Source organism: Paraburkholderia sp. BR13439 (assembly GCF_040948805.1).
In the GTDB taxonomy this organism is placed as follows: Bacteria; Pseudomonadota; Gammaproteobacteria; order Burkholderiales; family Burkholderiaceae; genus Paraburkholderia; species Paraburkholderia youngii.
In genome coordinates this window covers 1-16658 of record NZ_JBFPKN010000005.1, presented here as the reverse complement: position 1 = coordinate 16658, position 16658 = coordinate 1, and the positions used below count along the sequence as shown (strand labels likewise).

Here is a 16658-nt window from a genome sequence, read left to right as displayed (position 1 = left end):
CCTCGTTTGTGTCTTATGAATCGACTGCATCGGGCATCTGCCTCGTGATTGCGTCGCATCTTGCAGGCCGTCTTTGTTACGGCGCCCGTTGTTCTTGCCCCACCCATTCGACGAAGCCGAGACGCCGGTACAGCGCGTATGCGGGCTTGTTGTTCACCAGTACATCGAGCCTTTTCGGGGGCTGCGCGGCTTTATATCACAACTGGTTGTTACACCTCGGGCCCGCCGTTGGATTTAGAATCGAGGCTACCCAACACATAGCAATAACCTACGTGAGCAAACCTCTGTTCTTCATACATCCGCCGAAATGTGGCGGTTCCACTGTTATTTCCTTTTTTGACCTTAATCTCGATCGCGATAAGTTCATCAATTTCGTATGGGGTGGCGTATCTCAGGAAAAAACGCGAGAGCGATTTTTGGCAAGCGGAATCGGTGGCGGTCATGATCCTATCGGCATTCATCGAGACCTCAAAATGCCGTTGGAAGATTGCAGTATTTTGCGCGAGCCGCTCAGTCGGCAGACCTCGCATTACTGGTTCGCGCGTAATGGAAAAAACGGGGGCGTCGCGCGCGGAGTTTCGGTTTCCGAGGCTGAAGCGCTGGCGCAAGGCGGTGAATTGTCTCTGGACGATTGGGTGGGCGAATCGTGCAGCGGCAAGAATCTGTTCGTGCATATGCTGAGCGGTCATGGCCGCGTGAACCGTGAAAGCCTCGAAATCGCGATTGAGAACGTCCGGCAACATATCCCGACAGTCGGTCTCTGCGAAGACATGAGCGATTTTCTGCTTCGTCTTTGCGGTAGAACCGGAATGCGTTTACCGTTCTTCATCCGTACGAATGTGACGGAAGGCGTGCCCAAAGAGCGCTCGCCGCTATCCGAGCGAGCCCGTGAAAAATTTGTCGAAGACAATCACCTGGACTACGAGTTGTACCGGTATGTGTGCGATGAGATCGCACGGGAAAGGGAGTCGTACGGCGCTATCTATACCCGGGCCATAGAAGCTGTTCGCCAGATTCAGCGGCGGATCGATGCTCTCGACAATCCCTATATCTATACCGGCAAGTCGAACATGTTCGGGTTCGACGAAAATCATCTCCGTATGGTGCGCGAGGTCGCTACTTCGACTGATCTCTCTCCGATCGATGCATATATCGAGCTGGCGCAATCGCGTCGCCGCGAATGCGGCGACCTGTTCGATGGTTTCGTGGACGCAGTGAATGACGACATGGTGCACGGCTGGGCGGTGAATCTGAGCGTACCGGACAAATTCGTACCGATTGAAATATGGGTACGGGAAAAGCTGGTTGCGACGACGCTGACTGGCAACCCGCGGCCGGATGTGGCTGCTGCCGGCTATGCGTCCGAGCGTTGTGGCTTTGCTGTTCGGTTACCGGAGGAGGCGCAGGAGGGATTCAGAGTCAAGATTGCGGGATCTGCGCAAACGATACGATCTGCGGGGACGTGGCAGCGGGGTTGGCATGTGGCGTGAGACGCCGTCCGGGTCCGGTCGTGCTCGCTCGCGTTTCAGCACTACAACGAACATCATCCTCGTAGCGTGCGGAAGTACCGCTCGCCACGCGAGCTCAAGCGCACGACCGATTCATCAACTCAAGCGTGAGGCGGTGTCCGGAGATTCAGGGGGCTGCTCCAAGTATGCGTCTCGGGGCAAGTACGGCGAACGTGGGACGCGATTGCCGAAGGCGGCCAGACGGTGTTAGTCGCCGCAGCGGAAGGTTGGTCGGCATCATCGGCCACGCAGCCGCAGCACTAGCTGTCCAACGCGACCCTTGAACATCTCGCACAACTCATATCACGCTGTGGCGCACTCTACTCCACTAACGTCAGATGAGCTGCCACGAAGCTCCATTCCTCGTCTGATACGTCGGTCGTATAAGGTCTTTGGGTTCTCTCTTGTCATGCCTCCAGGGGTACCATGGTTTGACCGGAAGTTCCTAATACCTTCTACTGCAAACAGATACGCAACGTTCCGATGCGCTCTACGCGCGTAGACGCTGTGCTTGAACCTGACAGGGGCTCAGTCCGCCGGCGCCCCGGCATCGACGCGACGGATCGAAATCGCACTCACTCTCGAGTATCGGTACTTTGAACTCGAGCGCTTCGGCGAGCGGCATCCCGCAACCTTCGACGAACGACGGAAAAAGCAGTGCCCTGACAGTGTTGCAGATACGCATGTAGCTTTTCGTCGAAGCAGTAGGCTTCTTCTATTACGACGGCCTTTGGCGATTCGCAACGCTCCTGCATATCGATGACGTTTTCGCATTCCGCGCGCCACGAGCACAGTAAAAAACAAACCGTCCAGACAAAGCAAAAGCCCCGCAAGATTTCGATCTTGCGGGGCTTTTTTATCGAGGCTAACGCTAAAGCGTTATCCGCTTAGCGCGACATCATGTTCATACTGACGTTATGCATCACCCACAACGTGCCGCCGACCACGATAACCGCGGTCAGCGCGGTGAACACAAACGCCGTCACGTTCCAGCGCTGCGACGACGACGTGTTCATATGCAGGAAGAACACCAAGTGCACGAGGATCTGCACAAGCGCGAGGCCCGCGATCGCGAACAACGCACTATGGCCGGTCAACGTACCGGTCATCACGATCGCGAATGCCGCGACGGTCAGAATGACGGAGAGCACGAAGCCCGCCATATAGCTGCCGAAGCTGCCGTGACCGCCTTCCGAGTGTGCGCCATGGGCGCTATGGCTATGGTCCATTTAGATCACGCTCGCAAGATAGACAAAGGTGAAAACGCCGATCCACACGACGTCGAGGAAGTGCCAGAAAAGGCTCAGACACGTCAGACGGATCATGTCGCGTTCGGTCAGGTCGCGATGACGCATCACCTGCAGCGCCAGCACCACCATCCAGATCAGGCCGAACGTCACATGCAGACCGTGCGTGCCGACCAGCGTGAAGAACGACGACAGGAACGCGCTGCGGCTCGGACCCGCGCCTTCGGCAATCATGTGCGCAAACTCACGCATTTCCAGCGCGAGGAACGCGAGGCCCAGCAGGAACGTCACGCCGAGCCAGCCGAGCAGCGCGCCCTTGCGGTTCTTGTGCGCGCCGAGCATCGCGAAGCCGTAGGTGATACTCGAGAGCAGCAGCATCGTCGTTTCGAGCGCGACGCCGGGGATCTCGAACAGGTCCTTACCGCTCGGACCGCCCGCGAACTGCTGGCTCATCACCGCGAACACTGCGAACAGTGCCGCGAAGATGATGCAGTCGGTCATCAGGTACACCCAAAAGCCGAACACCGAGTGCGACGGCACGTGGTCCGGCGCGAGATGCGGCTCAACCGCAATAGTCTTCTGTAACATCAGTCCACCTCCAACGCGACCTGCTTGCCGACGCTTGCGCCGACACCGGCCACGGCGCCAGCACCGCCGTTGCGTTTCTCTTCAATCAGCGCGACAGTGTCCGCCGGAATGTAATAGCCGTCGTTATCCATGAAGCTGTAGACGATCACGGTGAGCATCGTGCCAACCACGCCAACGATCGCAAGCCACCAGATGTGCCACACGGCTGCAAATCCGAGCACCAGCGAGAACAGCCCCACTAGCAGACCCGCGGACGTATTCGACGGCATGTGAATGTCGCGATACGCCGGCACTTTGACGCCGCCCTTGCGCGACTTCATTTCGCTGAACGCGTCGAGCGAGCGGACGTCCGGGATGTGCGCGAAGTTATAAACCGGCGGCGGCGAGCTCGTCGCCCATTCCAGCGTATGACCGTCCCACGGATCGCCCGTGAGGTCGCGGTTTTCCATCTTGTTGCGATCGCGGATGCTGACGACCAGTTGCAGCAGCTGGCAAGCGATACCGATTGCGATCAGCACCGCGCCGAACGCGGCGATGATCATCCACGGATGCCAGTCCGGGTTGTCGTAGTGGTTCAGACGACGAGTCGCGCCCATGAAGCCGAGCACGTACAGCGGCGTGAATGCGACCCAAAAACCAATCTGCCAGAACCAGAACGCGGCCTTGCCGAGCTTCTCGTTCAGCTTGAAGCCGAACGCCTTCGGGAACCAGTAGTTGAAGCCGGCTAGATAGCCGAACAGCACGCCACCGATAATCACGTTGTGGAAGTGAGCGATCAGGAACAGGCTGTTGTGCAGCATGAAGTCCGCGCCCGGGATCGCCAGCATCACACCGGTCATACCGCCGATCGTGAACGTGATGATGAAGCCGATCGTCCACAGTACCGGCGTCGTGAATTGCAGACGGCCCTTGTAGATCGTGAACAGCCAGTTGAACACCTTAACGCCGGTCGGAATCGAGATCACCATCGTCGCGATGCCGAAGAACGCGTTCACGTCCGCGCCCGAACCCATCGTGAAGAAGTGATGCAGCCACACGAGGAACGACAGCACCATGATCGCGCAGGTCGCCCAGACCATCGTCTTGTAGCCGAACAGCGGCTTCTTCGCGAAGGTCGCGACGACTTCCGAGAAAATACCGAACGCCGGCAGGACCAGGATGTACACCTCGGGGTGACCCCATGCCCAGATCAGGTTCAGGTACAGCATCGCGTTGCCGCCGGCTTCGTTCGTGAAAAAGTGCATGCCGAGGTAACGGTCGAGACCGAGCAGCGCGAGCGTGACGGTCAGGATCGGGAACGACGCCATGATCAGCACGTTCGCGCACAACGAGGTCCACGTGAACACCGGCATCTTCATCCACGACATGCCCGGAGCGCGCATCTTCACGATCGTCACGAAGAAGTTCACACCAGTCAGCAACGTGCCGACACCGGAGATCTGCAGACTCCACAGGTAGTAATCGACGCCGACACCTGGACTGAACTGCAATTCCGACAACGGCGGATAAGCGAGCCAGCCCGTCTGTGCAAATTCACCAACCACCAGCGAAATGTTGATCAGGATCGCGCTGACTGCCGTCAGCCAGAAGCTCAGCGAGTTGATGAACGGGAAAGCGACGTCGCGCGCGCCGATCTGCAGCGGCACGATGATGTTCATCAAACCGATCATGAACGTCATCGCCATGAAGAAGATCATGATGACGCCGTGCGCGGTGAAGATCTGGTCGTAGTGATGCGGCGGCAGATAGCCTGGGCTCAGGTACGACAGCGCCAGTTGCATACGCATCATGATTGCGTCGGCAAAGCCGCGCAACAGCATGATGAACGCAACGACGATGTACATGACACCGATCTTCTTATGGTCGACGGACGTCAGCCATTCGCTCCACAGGTAGCGCCATTTGCCGAAATACGTGATTCCGCCGAGCACCGCCAGTGCGGCGAGTGCCATGCCGGCGCCCGCCGTGACGATGATGGGCTCGTGATACGGAATCGCATCGAGAGTTAGTTTTCCGAACATGAGTTACCCCTTAGGCGCACAGTTGGCGTCTTTCATGTTGTCGATGACGTTGCCGTTGTTGTATTTGGCAATGATGTTGTTGAAGAGCTTCGGATCGACGGTCGAGAAGTACCGCACAGGGTCCTTTTCGCTTGGCTCCGACACCGCGTGATAGCGGTCCATGTCGAGGCGGTCCGACGAAGCGCGCACCTTCTCAACCCAGGCGTTGAATTCTTCAGGCGACGAGGCGAGCGTACGGAACTTCATGTCCGAGAAGCCCTTCCCGCTGAAGTTCGCCGCGAGGCCCGCGTAGTCGCCGCTGTGATCGGCGATCAGGTGCAGGCGAGTCTGCATGCCTGCCATCGCGTAGATCTGGCCGCCCAACTGCGGGATGAAGAATGAGTTCATCACCGTGTCCGACGTAATCCGGAAGTTCACCGGCGTGCCGACCGGGATCGCGAGCTGGTTCACCGATGCGATACCGAGGTCCGGATAGATGAACAGCCACTTCCAGTCGAGCGCGACGACTTCGACGTTGATCGGCTTGACCTGCGACTCGAGCGGACGATACGGGTCGAGCTCATGCGTGCTCTTCCACGTCAACACGGCGAGGAACAAAATGATCAGCGCCGGAATCGTCCAGACGACGACTTCGATCGCGGTGGAATGCGTCCACCCCGGTTTGTATTCAGCGTTTCTGTTCGACGCGCGATAACGCCACGCGAAAAACAGTGTCATCAGAATGACCGGCACCACGACAATCAGCATGGCCCACACCGAAGTCGCGATCAGATCACGCTCCGCGAGTCCCACACTCCCCTTCGGATTCAGAATATCGAGGTTGCTGCAACCCGAAAGCAGCAACATGAGGCTGGCGGAAATGAAACTTGCCGGCCTTCCCAGCGCCCGTCCTTTCATATCCACTGCCTCGTTTTTTTGACTTCAACGAACGTCATTCGACGGCTCTCCAGTAATAAGCGCTCGCATAATAGGGGGGCATCGAATGCTAATAAACACTCGAATTTGCAACGATCTATTGCATCGCGCCGCAGTGCGACACGTTGCCGCATTTCCCCGCACACCCTATTCACCAGCGTCGTTTGCGACGCTTCAAAACGAAGCATCGAAAAGTTGACGCATCGCAAGGTCCCCTTCAAATAAGCACTGGAAAACCGCCGGACGCGCAGCGGTTTCGCAGTACTTCGTCGAGCATGCATTCACAAAGGGATTCGTAGCGACGCGCAAAAGCGCAAAAACGTCGCCGCATCCTGACGCGCGGATGCGACAACGGTTCTTGCGCTCTGTTCTTTTAACCCGGATTGTGCGTGGCGACGGGTGCCGGTCCGGGCGCCGCCGCCTGCAGATGCTCGCTAGCTTCGGCCGGCACGTTGTCAGAAGGAAGCGCCGAGCGTTCGGATTGCGCGAGCAGCGTGCCGACCGACGGATCGATCGCATCGGTAAACGGCTTCGGATTGAGACCGATCGCGAGCACCAGCAGCGCCAACGCACCGAGCAGCGCGAACTCGCGCTTGCCGAGGTCCTTCAGATTCGCGACGCGCGCATTGGCGATCGCGCCGAAGATCACGCGCTTATACATCCACAGCGTGTAGGCCGCGCTCAAGATCAGCGTGGTCGCGGCGATCGCGCCGATCCAGAAGTTGAAGCGGATCGCGCCCATCAGCACCATGAATTCGCCGACGAAACCCGACGTGCCCGGCAGACCGATGTTGGCCATCGAGAACAGCATCACGAAGCCGGCAAAGCGCGGCATCGTGTTGGCGACGCCACCGTATTCGGCGATCGATGCGCTTTTCGTGCGGTCGTAGAGCATGCCGGTGCACAACAGCATCGCGCCGGACACCACGCCGTACGAGATCATCTGCACGATTGCGCCGGCCTGGCCGAAGCGGTTGAAGACGAACAGACCGAGCGTGACGAGGCCCATATGCGCGACCGTCGAATACGCGAGCAGGCGGCGCATGTCGGTTTGCACGAGCGCGAGCAGGCTCGAATAGATCACCGCGACGAGCGACAGCGTGATCATCATCGGCGCAAAGAAGTGGCTCGCTTGCGGCGCGATCGGCAGCGCGAAACGCAGCAGACCGTAGCCGCCGATCTTCAGCATGCCGATCATCACCGCGGCGCCGGTGGGACCGTCGAGGTGCACGTCGGGCAGCCACGTGTGCAGCGGCCACATCGGCACCTTCACGCCGAACGCGGCGAGGAAGCCGAGGAAGATCAGCGTCTGCGGCACCATGTCGAGATGCGCTTCGCGCCACACGGCGAGATCGAAGCTGTGCGTCTGGCTATACAGATAGAGCAGCGACATCAGCATCATCAGCGAGCCGAGGAACGACACGAAGAAGAACTTCACCGCTGCATACGTGCGGTTCTTGTGACCGTACGTGCCGATCAGCAGATACAGCGGGATCAGCGTCGCCTCGAATGCAATGAAGAACATCATGCCGTCGAGCGACGTGAACACGCCCTGCATGAAACCCGACAGCATCAGGAACGCGCCGTAGTACTGCGCGGTACGCTGGGTGATCGACTCCCACGACGCGATCACGATGATGATCGTCGTCAGCGCGGTCAGCGCGACGAGCCACAGCGAAATCCCGTCGATTCCCACATGCCATGCGATATCGAACGTCGGCGACCAGCGGACGTTCTCGACGAACTGCATCGAGGTCACGTCGTTGCGGAAATTCGCCACGACCGGAATCACCGGCAAGAAACCCGCCACCGCGCCGATCAGCGCGAGCCAGCGCGTGCGATTACGCGCCGTGTCGGACCCGGCACGCAGAACCACGAAGCCGGCGACGATGGGGATCCAGATGAGAAGACTTAGGAGAGGCAATGGCATGTGCTCTGTCAAAACTTGAAGTACAAAACGCTGCGTCAATGCCGCCAAAACAGCAGGCATTGAAATTGAAATGTAAGTTGGAGTGCGCTGAAATCGACGCGCGGAGGGGGTTTCCCGCTACACGTTTACCCGCAGCCGCCCGACCGAGGGTGGGAGATTACCAAGATAAGAATAATTTTGCATCGCAGCAGCCAATAAATCCCTTCGGATTAGATTGTTGCGACATGGACGCTTGCAAAACGCATCAAAATGTGCGTTTTCACTTTGTTACAAAGGCCCCGCACGGTCTTGATAATTTGGCAGCAAAAGCTGGCAATTACCTGAAGGTTGGCCGCTTTTAGGCATTGCCTGTTTGTGGGGACGGTTCGGCTGGAACGGATCGTGCTGCACAGTGCTTTTCGGCCGGCGGCGAGGACCCGCATTTGAACAAGAATTTGCCTTGTCGACGAAAAAAATTTTTTTGTCCGGGCGGTCGGAATCGACCGAGAACAGGGGCAACGATGCCGAGCGCCTCGGATCAAGATGCGCTAAAACTGTGCCACCGAGGCGCGCCAATCTTCCATTTGCCTTACGAAAAACAGCGTTTCGCCTGGTAGCTGCTGCGGAAATTCGCGCGGCGAGGCACACTCATTTCGCCTGGCCGGCTCCCCTTGCCCGGCCCCTTTTCCGGACCTCCTCGCATGGCGCTTCGTGACGACGACGTCGTACCCGCACTCGAATGCCGCGGCCTCAGCAAGCGGTACGGCACCGGCCGCATCGTGCTCGCCCAGCTCGACTTCACGCTCGCTGCGGGAGAGTTCGTCGCGATCATGGGCGACTCGGGCGTTGGCAAGTCCACGTTGCTCAACCTGATCGCCGGACTGGACCGCGCCGATAGCGGCAGTGTGCTGATCGACGGACGCCCGGTCGAGCAACTCGACGATAACGCCGCGACGCGTCTGCGCCGCCAGAAGCTCGGCTTCGTATTCCAGGCGTTTCATGTGCTGCCGCATCTGACGCTCGCGCAAAACGTCGCGCTGCCACTGCTGCTCAACGATCTACCGACGGCCGCCGCACTCGACATGCTCGCGGCGGTCGGGCTCGGCGGACGCGGCGACGACTTTCCGCGCGATCTCTCCGGTGGCGAATTGCAGCGCGTAGCCATTGCACGCGCACTCGTGCATCGTCCAACGCTGCTTCTCGCCGACGAACCGACCGGCAACCTCGATCCCGCGACCGCGCACGACGTACTCGGCCTGTTCCGCGCGCAAAGCAAGGCGACGGGCGCGGCGACGATCATGGTCACGCATTCGGAAGCCGCGGCAGCCGTGGCCGACCGGGTGTTGATCCTGAGCGACGGCGGCTTGCATGCCGCGCGCGATAAAGCCGCGAAGGTGGCGCATGCCGCGGCCCGCTCGACCGACGATGGCCGCTGACCTTCAGCCACTGCCGCGCGCGCCCGGCTATCGCGTTCTCGCGCGCTGGCTACTGGCCGCGGAATGGCGCAGCCATCGCGGACGCGCACTCGTCGCAATCGCGACGATCGCGCTCGGCGTCGCGCTCGGCTACGCGGTGCAATTGATCAACAGCGCGGCCTTCAATGAATTCTCCGCGGCCGCGCGCAGTCTGTCTGGGGAAGCGGATCTGCAAGTGCGCGGCGCGCAGCCTTTCGTCGACGAGTCCCTTTATCCGCAGCTGGCCAACGAGCCGGGCGTGGCGCTAGCGAGTCCCGTGCTCGCGCTCGACGTCGCGGTGCCCGGCCGCAACGGTGCACTGCCCGTTCTCGGCATCGACGTATTCAAGGCGAGCCGGATCACGCCCGATCTGATCGGCGTACCCTCGCCTGAGCGCCCGTTCGACACGCTCGCTTCCGATGCGATATTTCTGTCGACGGCCGCGCAGCAATGGCTGAACGTCAAGACCGGCGACGACGTGACGCTGCGCGTCGGCACCTCGGATCTGCAGTTGCGCGTCGCGGGCGGGCTCGTGCGCACGCGGCCGGGTCAACGGCTCGCGGTGATGGACATCGCCGCCGCGCAATGGCGGTTCGGCAAGGTGGGCAAGCTGTCGCGCGTCGACGTGCAACTCGAGCGCGGCGTCGATCGCCAACGCTTCAGACGCGATCTGCAACAGCGGCTCGGCGGCGCGTGGGTAGTCGCCGAGACGCGCGACACTGAGAGCCGCACCGATCGTCTGTCGCGTGCTTACCGGATCAACATGAACGTGCTCGCGCTGGTCGCGCTGTTCACAGGCGCGTTCCTCGTGTTTTCGACGCAGGCGCTCGGTGTCGTGCGACGCCGCTCGCAGTTCGCAATGCTACGCGTGCTCGGCCTCACGCGAGTTCAGCTATTGCGGCAGATCCTGCTCGAAGGCGCGCTGCTGGGGCTACTCGGTTCGTTGTTTGGACTTGCGCTCGGCTACACGATGGCAAGCGGTGCGCTGCGCTTTTTCGGCAGCGATCTTGGCGGCGGCTATTTTCCGGGTGTGCAACCGCGAGTCGGTTTCGAGCCGCTCGCGAGCGCGGTGTTTCTCGCGCTCGGGGTCGCGGTGTCGGTGTTGGGCAGCGTCGCGCCCGCCATCGACGCGGCACGCGCACGGCCTGCCGCGGCACTCAAGGCCGGCGCCGAGGAAACCGCGCTGGCGCGGCTCGCGACGCCGTGGCCGGCGTTCGGCTGTTTGCTGGCGGCCGCCGCGCTGACGCGCGTGCCGCCGTGGTTCGATGCGCCGATTGCTGGTTATCTGGCGGTCGCGTTGCTGCTCGTCGGCGGCATCGCACTGATGCCGCGCGTGACCGCGCTGATTTTTGGTGCGGCGAGCCGTGTGCGCGGCGCGCGACGCCGCGCGGGCGCGACGAGTACGCTCGCGATTGCGCGTCTCGCGAATGCGCCGGGGCAGGCCTCGATCGCGATGGGCGGCGTGCTGTCTAGCTTCGCGCTGATCGTCGCGATGGCGATCATGGTGGCCAGTTTCCGCGTATCCGTCGACGACTGGATCACGCATCTGCTGTCCGCGGATCTCTATGTGCGCCTAACCTCCGGCGGCAATAGCGGTGACAGTGGCGGCTTGCGGCCCGACCAACAGACGCGCATCGCGACGGTCCCCGGCATCCGCCACGCTGCGTTTTCGCGCATCACGCATCTGACGCTCGATCCCGCCCGCCCGGACGTCGCGCTGCTCGCCCGCGAGATCGATGCGGCCGATCCGGGTGCGACCCTGCAGATGACCGGCGCGGTGCTGTCCCCGTCCGCGCTTCGCACCGGAGACATGCCTATTTGGGTTTCCGAAGCAATGGTCGACCTGTATGGGTATCAGTCAGGTCAACGCGTGCGGTTGCCGCTCGGCGAGCAGGGCCAGACGTTCGTCGTCGCCGGTGTCTGGCGCGACTACGCGCGGCAGAGCGGCGCGATTCAGATACGGCTTGGCGATTATCGGCGGCTCACCGGCGACTCCACCGCAACCGATGTCGCGGTGACTGTCGAGCCGGGCGTGAGTGTCGAACGCGTCGTCGCAAGTTTGAAGGTGTTGCCGTTCGGCGCTTCGCTCGATTTGTCGCAACCGGGGGAGATCCGTGCGCGCACGCTGGTCATCTTCGATCGCAGTTTCGCGGTCACGTATCTGCTCGAGGCGGTGGCCATCGTGATCGGCTTGTTCGGTGTCGCCGCGACGTTTTCCGCGCAGACGCTCGCGCGCGCCCGCGAGTTCGGGATGTTGCGCCACGTCGGCGTGACGCGCGCGCAGATTTTTGCGATCCTCGCATCGGAGGGCGGCCTGCTCACCGCATCCGGCATTGCGCTGGGTTTCGCGCTTGGTTTCGCGATCAGCCTGATTCTCGTGTTCGTCGTCAATCCGCAGTCGTTTCACTGGAGCATGTCGCTGCATGTGCCGTGGTTCGTGCTGGGCACGGTCGCGTTGGTGATGCTAGTGCTGTCGTGCACGACGGCGGTGGTAGCGGGACGGGGTGCGGTGTCGGTGGATGCCGTGCGCGCGGTGAAGGAGGACTGGTGATGCGAGTTGTGCGGCGTGCGTGGGGGATGCGATTGCTTTGGAGTACCAGCAAATCTTCACTCCCATCCCCTCATCGAATTTTTCGGAGCCTACTTTGCGTTGGCATAGCCGCTGCGTCGCCCTCTTTTGCCGCTAGCAGCGACTCCTCTGCATCCACGCCGGCCGCCTTCGCGGTAGTCACGCCAGAACATCTGATCTCGTTTCCGCGGGACACCGGTGCCCATCCGGAATTCCGCACCGAATGGTGGTACGCGACGGGCTGGCTCACGACACCCGACCACCAACCGCTCGGATTCCAGATCACGTTCTTCCGTTCGGCGACTGGTCACGATGCCGCCGACCCCAGCGCCTTCGCCCCCTCGCAACTGATCATTGCGCACGCTGCGCTGAGCGATCCGGCCATCGGCCATCTCGTTCACGATCAACGCATCGCCCGGCAAGGTCTCGGGCTTGCCGACGCGAAGCCCGACAACACCAACGTCAAACTCGACGCATGGAAAATGATGCGCGCCGCGGACGGTCACTACGACGTCACCGCCGACGCAAGCGGATTCTCGCTACACCTCCAACTCACGCCAACGCAGCCACCGCTGATTCAGGGCGAGCGCGGTTACTCGCGCAAAGGACCGCGTCCCGAACAGGCAAGCTATTACTACAGCGAACCGCAACTCCGCGTGACGGGCACTGTGGTGCGCCCGGCCGCGGGTGCAAACGACTCGACGCGCAATGCTGCCGTGACGGGTACCGCATGGCTCGATCACGAATGGTCGAGCACGTTGCTCGACGCCAATGCGGTCGGATGGGACTGGCTCGGCGCCAATTTGACGGACGGCTCGGCGCTCATGGCATTCAAGATCCGTAGCCGCGATGGACATGCAACATGGGCCCACGCGACGCTTCGCAGACCCGATGGACAGGTAAGGAACTTCGGCCCCGGCGAAGTTTCGTTCACCCCGCATCGCATGTGGCGGTCGCCGCACACAAATACTTTGTACCCGGTATCGATGACGGTTAGAGCCGGAACTCTGACATGGCAACTCGATCCGCTGATGGACGATCAGGAACTCGATTCACGACAGTCGACCGGCGCGGTGTATTGGGAAGGCGCGGTGCGAGTGAGCCAACAGAATGCCGATGTAGGGCGGGCCTATCTGGAACTGACGGGTTACGCGGATGCGCTGCGGATCGGAAAGTAGTGAAGCGCGCGGAATTGGCCGCGTAAACGCAAAAACCCCACCGCTGGGCGGTGGGGTTTCTGGCTTTGGGGGAGCCTGACGATTACCTACTTTCACACGGGCAATCCGCACTATCATCGGCGTGGAGTCGTTTCACGGTCCTGTTCGGGATGGGAAGGGGTGGGACCGACTCGCTATGGTCATCAGGCATGACGGGTTGCTGCGTCGCGGTCGGGTTGGGGTCAACCCGGCGCCACAGCCAATCGGGAAGAAGCGTAAAGGATTCGTGTTTTTGGGGTTGTGTTGTGTCTGGCACAGCACTGATCTCAACCGTGTGCGAGTCGCTCCCCTTGCGGGGGCAAGGCACACCTGTTATAGGATCAAGCCTTACGGGCAATTAGTATCAGTTAGCTCAGTACATTACTGTACGTGCACATCTGACCTATCAACGTCCTGGTCTTGAACGACCCTTCAAGGGGCTCGAAGCCCCGGGGATATCTCATCTTAAGGCGAGTTTCCCGCTTAGATGCTTTCAGCGGTTATCTCTTCCGAACATAGCTACCCGGCGATGCCACTGGCGTGACAACCGGTACACCAGAGGTTCGTCCACTCCGGTCCTCTCGTACTAGGAGCAGCCCCCTTCAAATATCCAGCGCCCACGGCAGATAGGGACCAAACTGTCTCACGACGTTTTAAACCCAGCTCACGTACCTCTTTAAATGGCGAACAGCCATACCCTTGGGACCGGCTACAGCCCCAGGATGAGATGAGCCGACATCGAGGTGCCAAACACCGCCGTCGATATGAACTCTTGGGCGGTATCAGCCTGTTATCCCCAGAGTACCTTTTATCCGTTGAGCGATGGCCCTTCCATACAGAACCACCGGATCACTATGACCTGCTTTCGCACCTGTTCGACTTGTCAGTCTCACAGTCAAGCACGCTTATGCCATTGCACTATCAGCACGATTTCCGACCGTACCTAGCGTACCTTCGTACTCCTCCGTTACACTTTGGGAGGAGACCGCCCCAGTCAAACTGCCTACCATGCACTGTCCCCGATCCGGATCACGGACCAAGGTTAGAACCTCAAACAGATCAGGGTGGTATTTCAAGGACGGCTCCACGCAGACTGGCGTCCACGCTTCATAGCCTCCCACCTATCCTACACAGACCGGTTCAAAGTCCAATGCAAAGCTACAGTAAAGGTTCATGGGGTCTTTCCGTCTAGCCGCGGGGAGATTGCATCATCACAAACACTTCAACTTCGCTGAGTCTCGGGAGGAGACAGTGTGGCCATCGTTACGCCATTCGTGCAGGTCGGAACTTACCCGACAAGGAATTTCGCTACCTTAGGACCGTTATAGTTACGGCCGCCGTTTACCGGGACTTCAATCAGGAGCTTGCACCCCATCATTTAATCTTCCGGCACCGGGCAGGCGTCACACCCTATACGTCCACTTTCGTGTTTGCAGAGTGCTGTGTTTTTATTAAACAGTCGCAGCCACCAGTTTATTGCAACCCCTTCACCCTCCTGGCGCAGGCCAGTCAAGCTACCAGGGCGTACCTTATCCCGAAGTTACGGTACCAATTTGCCGAGTTCCTTCTCCCGAGTTCTCTCAAGCGCCTTAGAATACTCATCTCGCCCACCTGTGTCGGTTTGCGGTACGGTCACTGTGAAACTGAAGCTTAGAGGCTTTTCCTGGAACCCCTTCCAGTTGCTTCGCTTCCGAAGAAGCTCGCGCCACACCCTTGAGTCCTGTGCCCGGATTTGCCAAAGCACCCTCTCCAATGCAGCGACCGGGACTTCCAACACCCGGACAACCTTCCGCGATCCGTCCCCCCATCGCATTTCACAATGGTGCAGAAATATTAATCTGCTTCCCATCAGCTACGCATTTCTGCCTCGCCTTAGGGGCCGACTCACCCTACGCCGATGAACGTTGCGTAGGAAACCTTGGGCTTACGGCGAGGGGGCCTTTCACCCCCTTTATCGCTACTCATGTCAGCATTCGCACTTCCGATACCTCCAGCACACTTTCCAGTGCACCTTCGCAGGCTTACGGAACGCTCTCCTACCATGCACATTACTGTGCATCCGCAGCTTCGGTATATGGCTTAGCCCCGTTACATCTTCCGCGCAGGACGACTCGATCAGTGAGCTATTACGCTTTCTTTAAAGGGTGGCTGCTTCTAAGCCAACCTCCTGACTGTTTTAGCCTTCCCACTTCGTTTCCCACTTAGCCATATTTGGGGACCTTAGCTGGCGGTCTGGGTTGTTTCCCTCTTGACACCGGACGTTAGCACCCGATGTCTGTCTCCCGTGATTGCACTCTTCGGTATTCGGAGTTTGCTATGGCGTAGTAATCCGCAATGGACCCCACAACCATGACAGTGCTCTACCCCCGAAGGTGATACACGAGGCACTACCTAAATAGTTTTCGGAGAGAACCAGCTATTTCCAGGTTTGTTTAGCCTTTCACCCCTATCCACAGCTCATCCCCTAACTTTTCAACGTTAGTGGGTTCGGTCCTCCAGCACGTGTTACCGTGCCTTCAACCTGGCCATGGATAGATCACCTGGTTTCGGGTCTACACCCAGCGACTGGACGCCCTGTTCGGACTCGCTTTCGCTACGCCTGCCCTAATCGGTTAAGCTCGCCACTGAATGTAAGTCGCTGACCCATTATACAAAAGGTACGCCGTCACCCCTTACGAGGCTCCGACTGTTTGTATGCATGCGGTTTCAGGATCTGTTTCACTCCCCTCCCGGGGTTCTTTTCGCCTTTCCCTCACGGTACTGGTTCACTATCGGTCGATCACGAGTATTTAGCCTTGGAGGATGGTCCCCCCATCTTCAGACAGGATTTCACGTGTCCCGCCCTACTTCTCGTACACCCAGTTCTTTCCCGCTGTTTTCGTCTACAGGGCTATCACCTGCTATGGCCGCACTTTCCAGAGCGTTCGACTAACAATGAGAATAAAGAGTACAGGCTGATCCCATTTCGCTCGCCACTACTTTGGGAATCTCGGTTGATTTCTTTTCCTGCGGTTACTTAGATGTTTCAGTTCACCGCGTTCGCTTCTCATGACCTATGGATTCAGTCATGGATACTCCATTAGGAGTGGGTTTCCCCATTCGGACATCTCCGGATCAAAGCTCGTTTGCCAGCTCCCCGGAGCTTTTCGCAGGCTACCGCGTCCTTCATCGCCTGTGATCGCCAAGGCATCCACCACATGCACTTGTTCGCTTGACCCTATAACGGGTGTGTCTCAATGATTGCTCACTGC

At 59.6% G+C, this 16658-nt stretch carries 9 protein-coding genes, 2 rRNA genes and 1 pseudogene; 4 read left to right on the top strand and 8 right to left on the bottom strand.

The window, feature by feature from the left end; all coding sequences use genetic code 11:
• Positions 1 to 272: 272 nt before the first annotated feature.
• Positions 273 to 1490, top strand: coding sequence for a chondroitin 4-O-sulfotransferase (locus AB3X96_RS11575; protein ID WP_368589831.1), 1218 nt, complete (start codon positions 273 to 275; stop codon positions 1488 to 1490).
• A gap of 586 nt (positions 1491 to 2076) precedes the next feature.
• On the opposite strand, the pseudogene AB3X96_RS11570 reads toward AB3X96_RS11575, so the two are convergent.
• From AB3X96_RS11570 to AB3X96_RS11545, 6 genes and pseudogenes are all read right to left on the bottom strand, one after another.
• Positions 2077 to 2284 (bottom strand): annotated as a pseudogene (locus AB3X96_RS11570) (glycosyltransferase family 1 protein); the annotation flags it as partial.
• A gap of 111 nt (positions 2285 to 2395) precedes the next feature.
• Positions 2396 to 2737, bottom strand: a complete 342-nt coding sequence (gene cyoD, locus AB3X96_RS11565; RefSeq protein WP_368589830.1) for a cytochrome o ubiquinol oxidase subunit IV — start codon at positions 2735 to 2737, stop codon at positions 2396 to 2398.
• Positions 2738 to 3343: a cytochrome o ubiquinol oxidase subunit III gene (gene cyoC, locus AB3X96_RS11560; RefSeq protein ID WP_368589829.1), complete on the bottom strand. Its 606-nt coding sequence runs from the start codon at positions 3341 to 3343 to the stop codon at positions 2738 to 2740.
• The gene (gene cyoB / locus AB3X96_RS11555) at positions 3343 to 5364 is read right to left on the bottom strand and encodes a cytochrome o ubiquinol oxidase subunit I (RefSeq protein WP_368589828.1); all 2022 of its coding nucleotides are present in this window, start codon (positions 5362 to 5364) and stop codon (positions 3343 to 3345) included. Before cyoB ends, cyoC begins: the two co-directional genes overlap by 1 nt.
• A 3-nt stretch (positions 5365 to 5367) precedes the next feature.
• On the bottom strand, positions 5368 to 6261 hold the full coding sequence (gene cyoA, locus AB3X96_RS11550; RefSeq protein ID WP_368589827.1) for a ubiquinol oxidase subunit II: 894 nt from the start codon (positions 6259 to 6261) through the stop codon (positions 5368 to 5370).
• 391 nt (positions 6262 to 6652) lie between these two features.
• The gene (locus AB3X96_RS11545; RefSeq protein ID WP_368589826.1) at positions 6653 to 8209 is read right to left on the bottom strand and encodes an NADH-quinone oxidoreductase subunit M; all 1557 of its coding nucleotides are present in this window, start codon (positions 8207 to 8209) and stop codon (positions 6653 to 6655) included.
• Positions 8210 to 8889: 680 nt separating this feature from the next.
• Between AB3X96_RS11545 and AB3X96_RS11540 the strand changes: the two genes are divergently transcribed.
• Genes AB3X96_RS11540 through AB3X96_RS11530 form a run of 3 tightly spaced genes read left to right on the top strand, consistent with a single transcriptional unit; the run spans position 8890 to position 13389 of the window.
• Entirely contained in the window at positions 8890 to 9624 is a 735-nt protein-coding gene (locus tag AB3X96_RS11540; RefSeq protein ID WP_368589825.1) for an ABC transporter ATP-binding protein, read from the top strand.
• Positions 9614 to 12193, top strand: a complete 2580-nt coding sequence (locus AB3X96_RS11535) for an FtsX-like permease family protein (protein ID WP_368589824.1) — start codon at positions 9614 to 9616, stop codon at positions 12191 to 12193. Before AB3X96_RS11540 ends, AB3X96_RS11535 begins: the two co-directional genes overlap by 11 nt.
• On the top strand, positions 12193 to 13389 hold the full coding sequence (locus tag AB3X96_RS11530) for a lipocalin-like domain-containing protein (RefSeq protein WP_368589823.1): 1197 nt from the start codon (positions 12193 to 12195) through the stop codon (positions 13387 to 13389). Before AB3X96_RS11535 ends, AB3X96_RS11530 begins: the two co-directional genes overlap by 1 nt.
• A 73-nt stretch (positions 13390 to 13462) precedes the next feature.
• Here the strand turns inward: AB3X96_RS11530 and rrf are convergent.
• Both rrf and AB3X96_RS11520 read right to left on the bottom strand, forming a co-directional pair.
• Positions 13463 to 13576: ribosomal RNA gene (gene rrf, locus AB3X96_RS11525) — 5S ribosomal RNA — on the bottom strand.
• A 168-nt stretch (positions 13577 to 13744) separates the two neighbouring features.
• A 23S ribosomal RNA gene (locus tag AB3X96_RS11520) occupies positions 13745 to 16624 on the bottom strand.
• Positions 16625 to 16658: the final 34 nt, after the last annotated feature.

Excerpts from the sequence above, each read along its gene's own strand:
- cyoD (WP_368589830.1), bottom strand. The coding sequence starts at position 2,737 with ATGGACCATAGCCATAGCGCCCATGGCGCACACTCGGAAGGCGGTCAC.
- cyoC (WP_368589829.1), bottom strand. The coding sequence starts at position 3,343 with ATGTTACAGAAGACTATTGCGGTTGAGCCGCATCTCGCGCCGGACCAC.
- cyoB (WP_368589828.1), bottom strand. The coding sequence starts at position 5,364 with ATGTTCGGAAAACTAACTCTCGATGCGATTCCGTATCACGAGCCCATC.
- cyoA (WP_368589827.1), bottom strand. The coding sequence starts at position 6,261 with ATGAAAGGACGGGCGCTGGGAAGGCCGGCAAGTTTCATTTCCGCCAGC.
- AB3X96_RS11545 (WP_368589826.1), bottom strand. The coding sequence starts at position 8,209 with ATGCCATTGCCTCTCCTAAGTCTTCTCATCTGGATCCCCATCGTCGCC.
- AB3X96_RS11540 (WP_368589825.1), top strand. The coding sequence starts at position 8,890 with ATGGCGCTTCGTGACGACGACGTCGTACCCGCACTCGAATGCCGCGGC.
- AB3X96_RS11535 (WP_368589824.1), top strand. The coding sequence starts at position 9,614 with ATGGCCGCTGACCTTCAGCCACTGCCGCGCGCGCCCGGCTATCGCGTT.
- AB3X96_RS11530 (WP_368589823.1), top strand. The coding sequence starts at position 12,193 with ATGCGAGTTGTGCGGCGTGCGTGGGGGATGCGATTGCTTTGGAGTACC.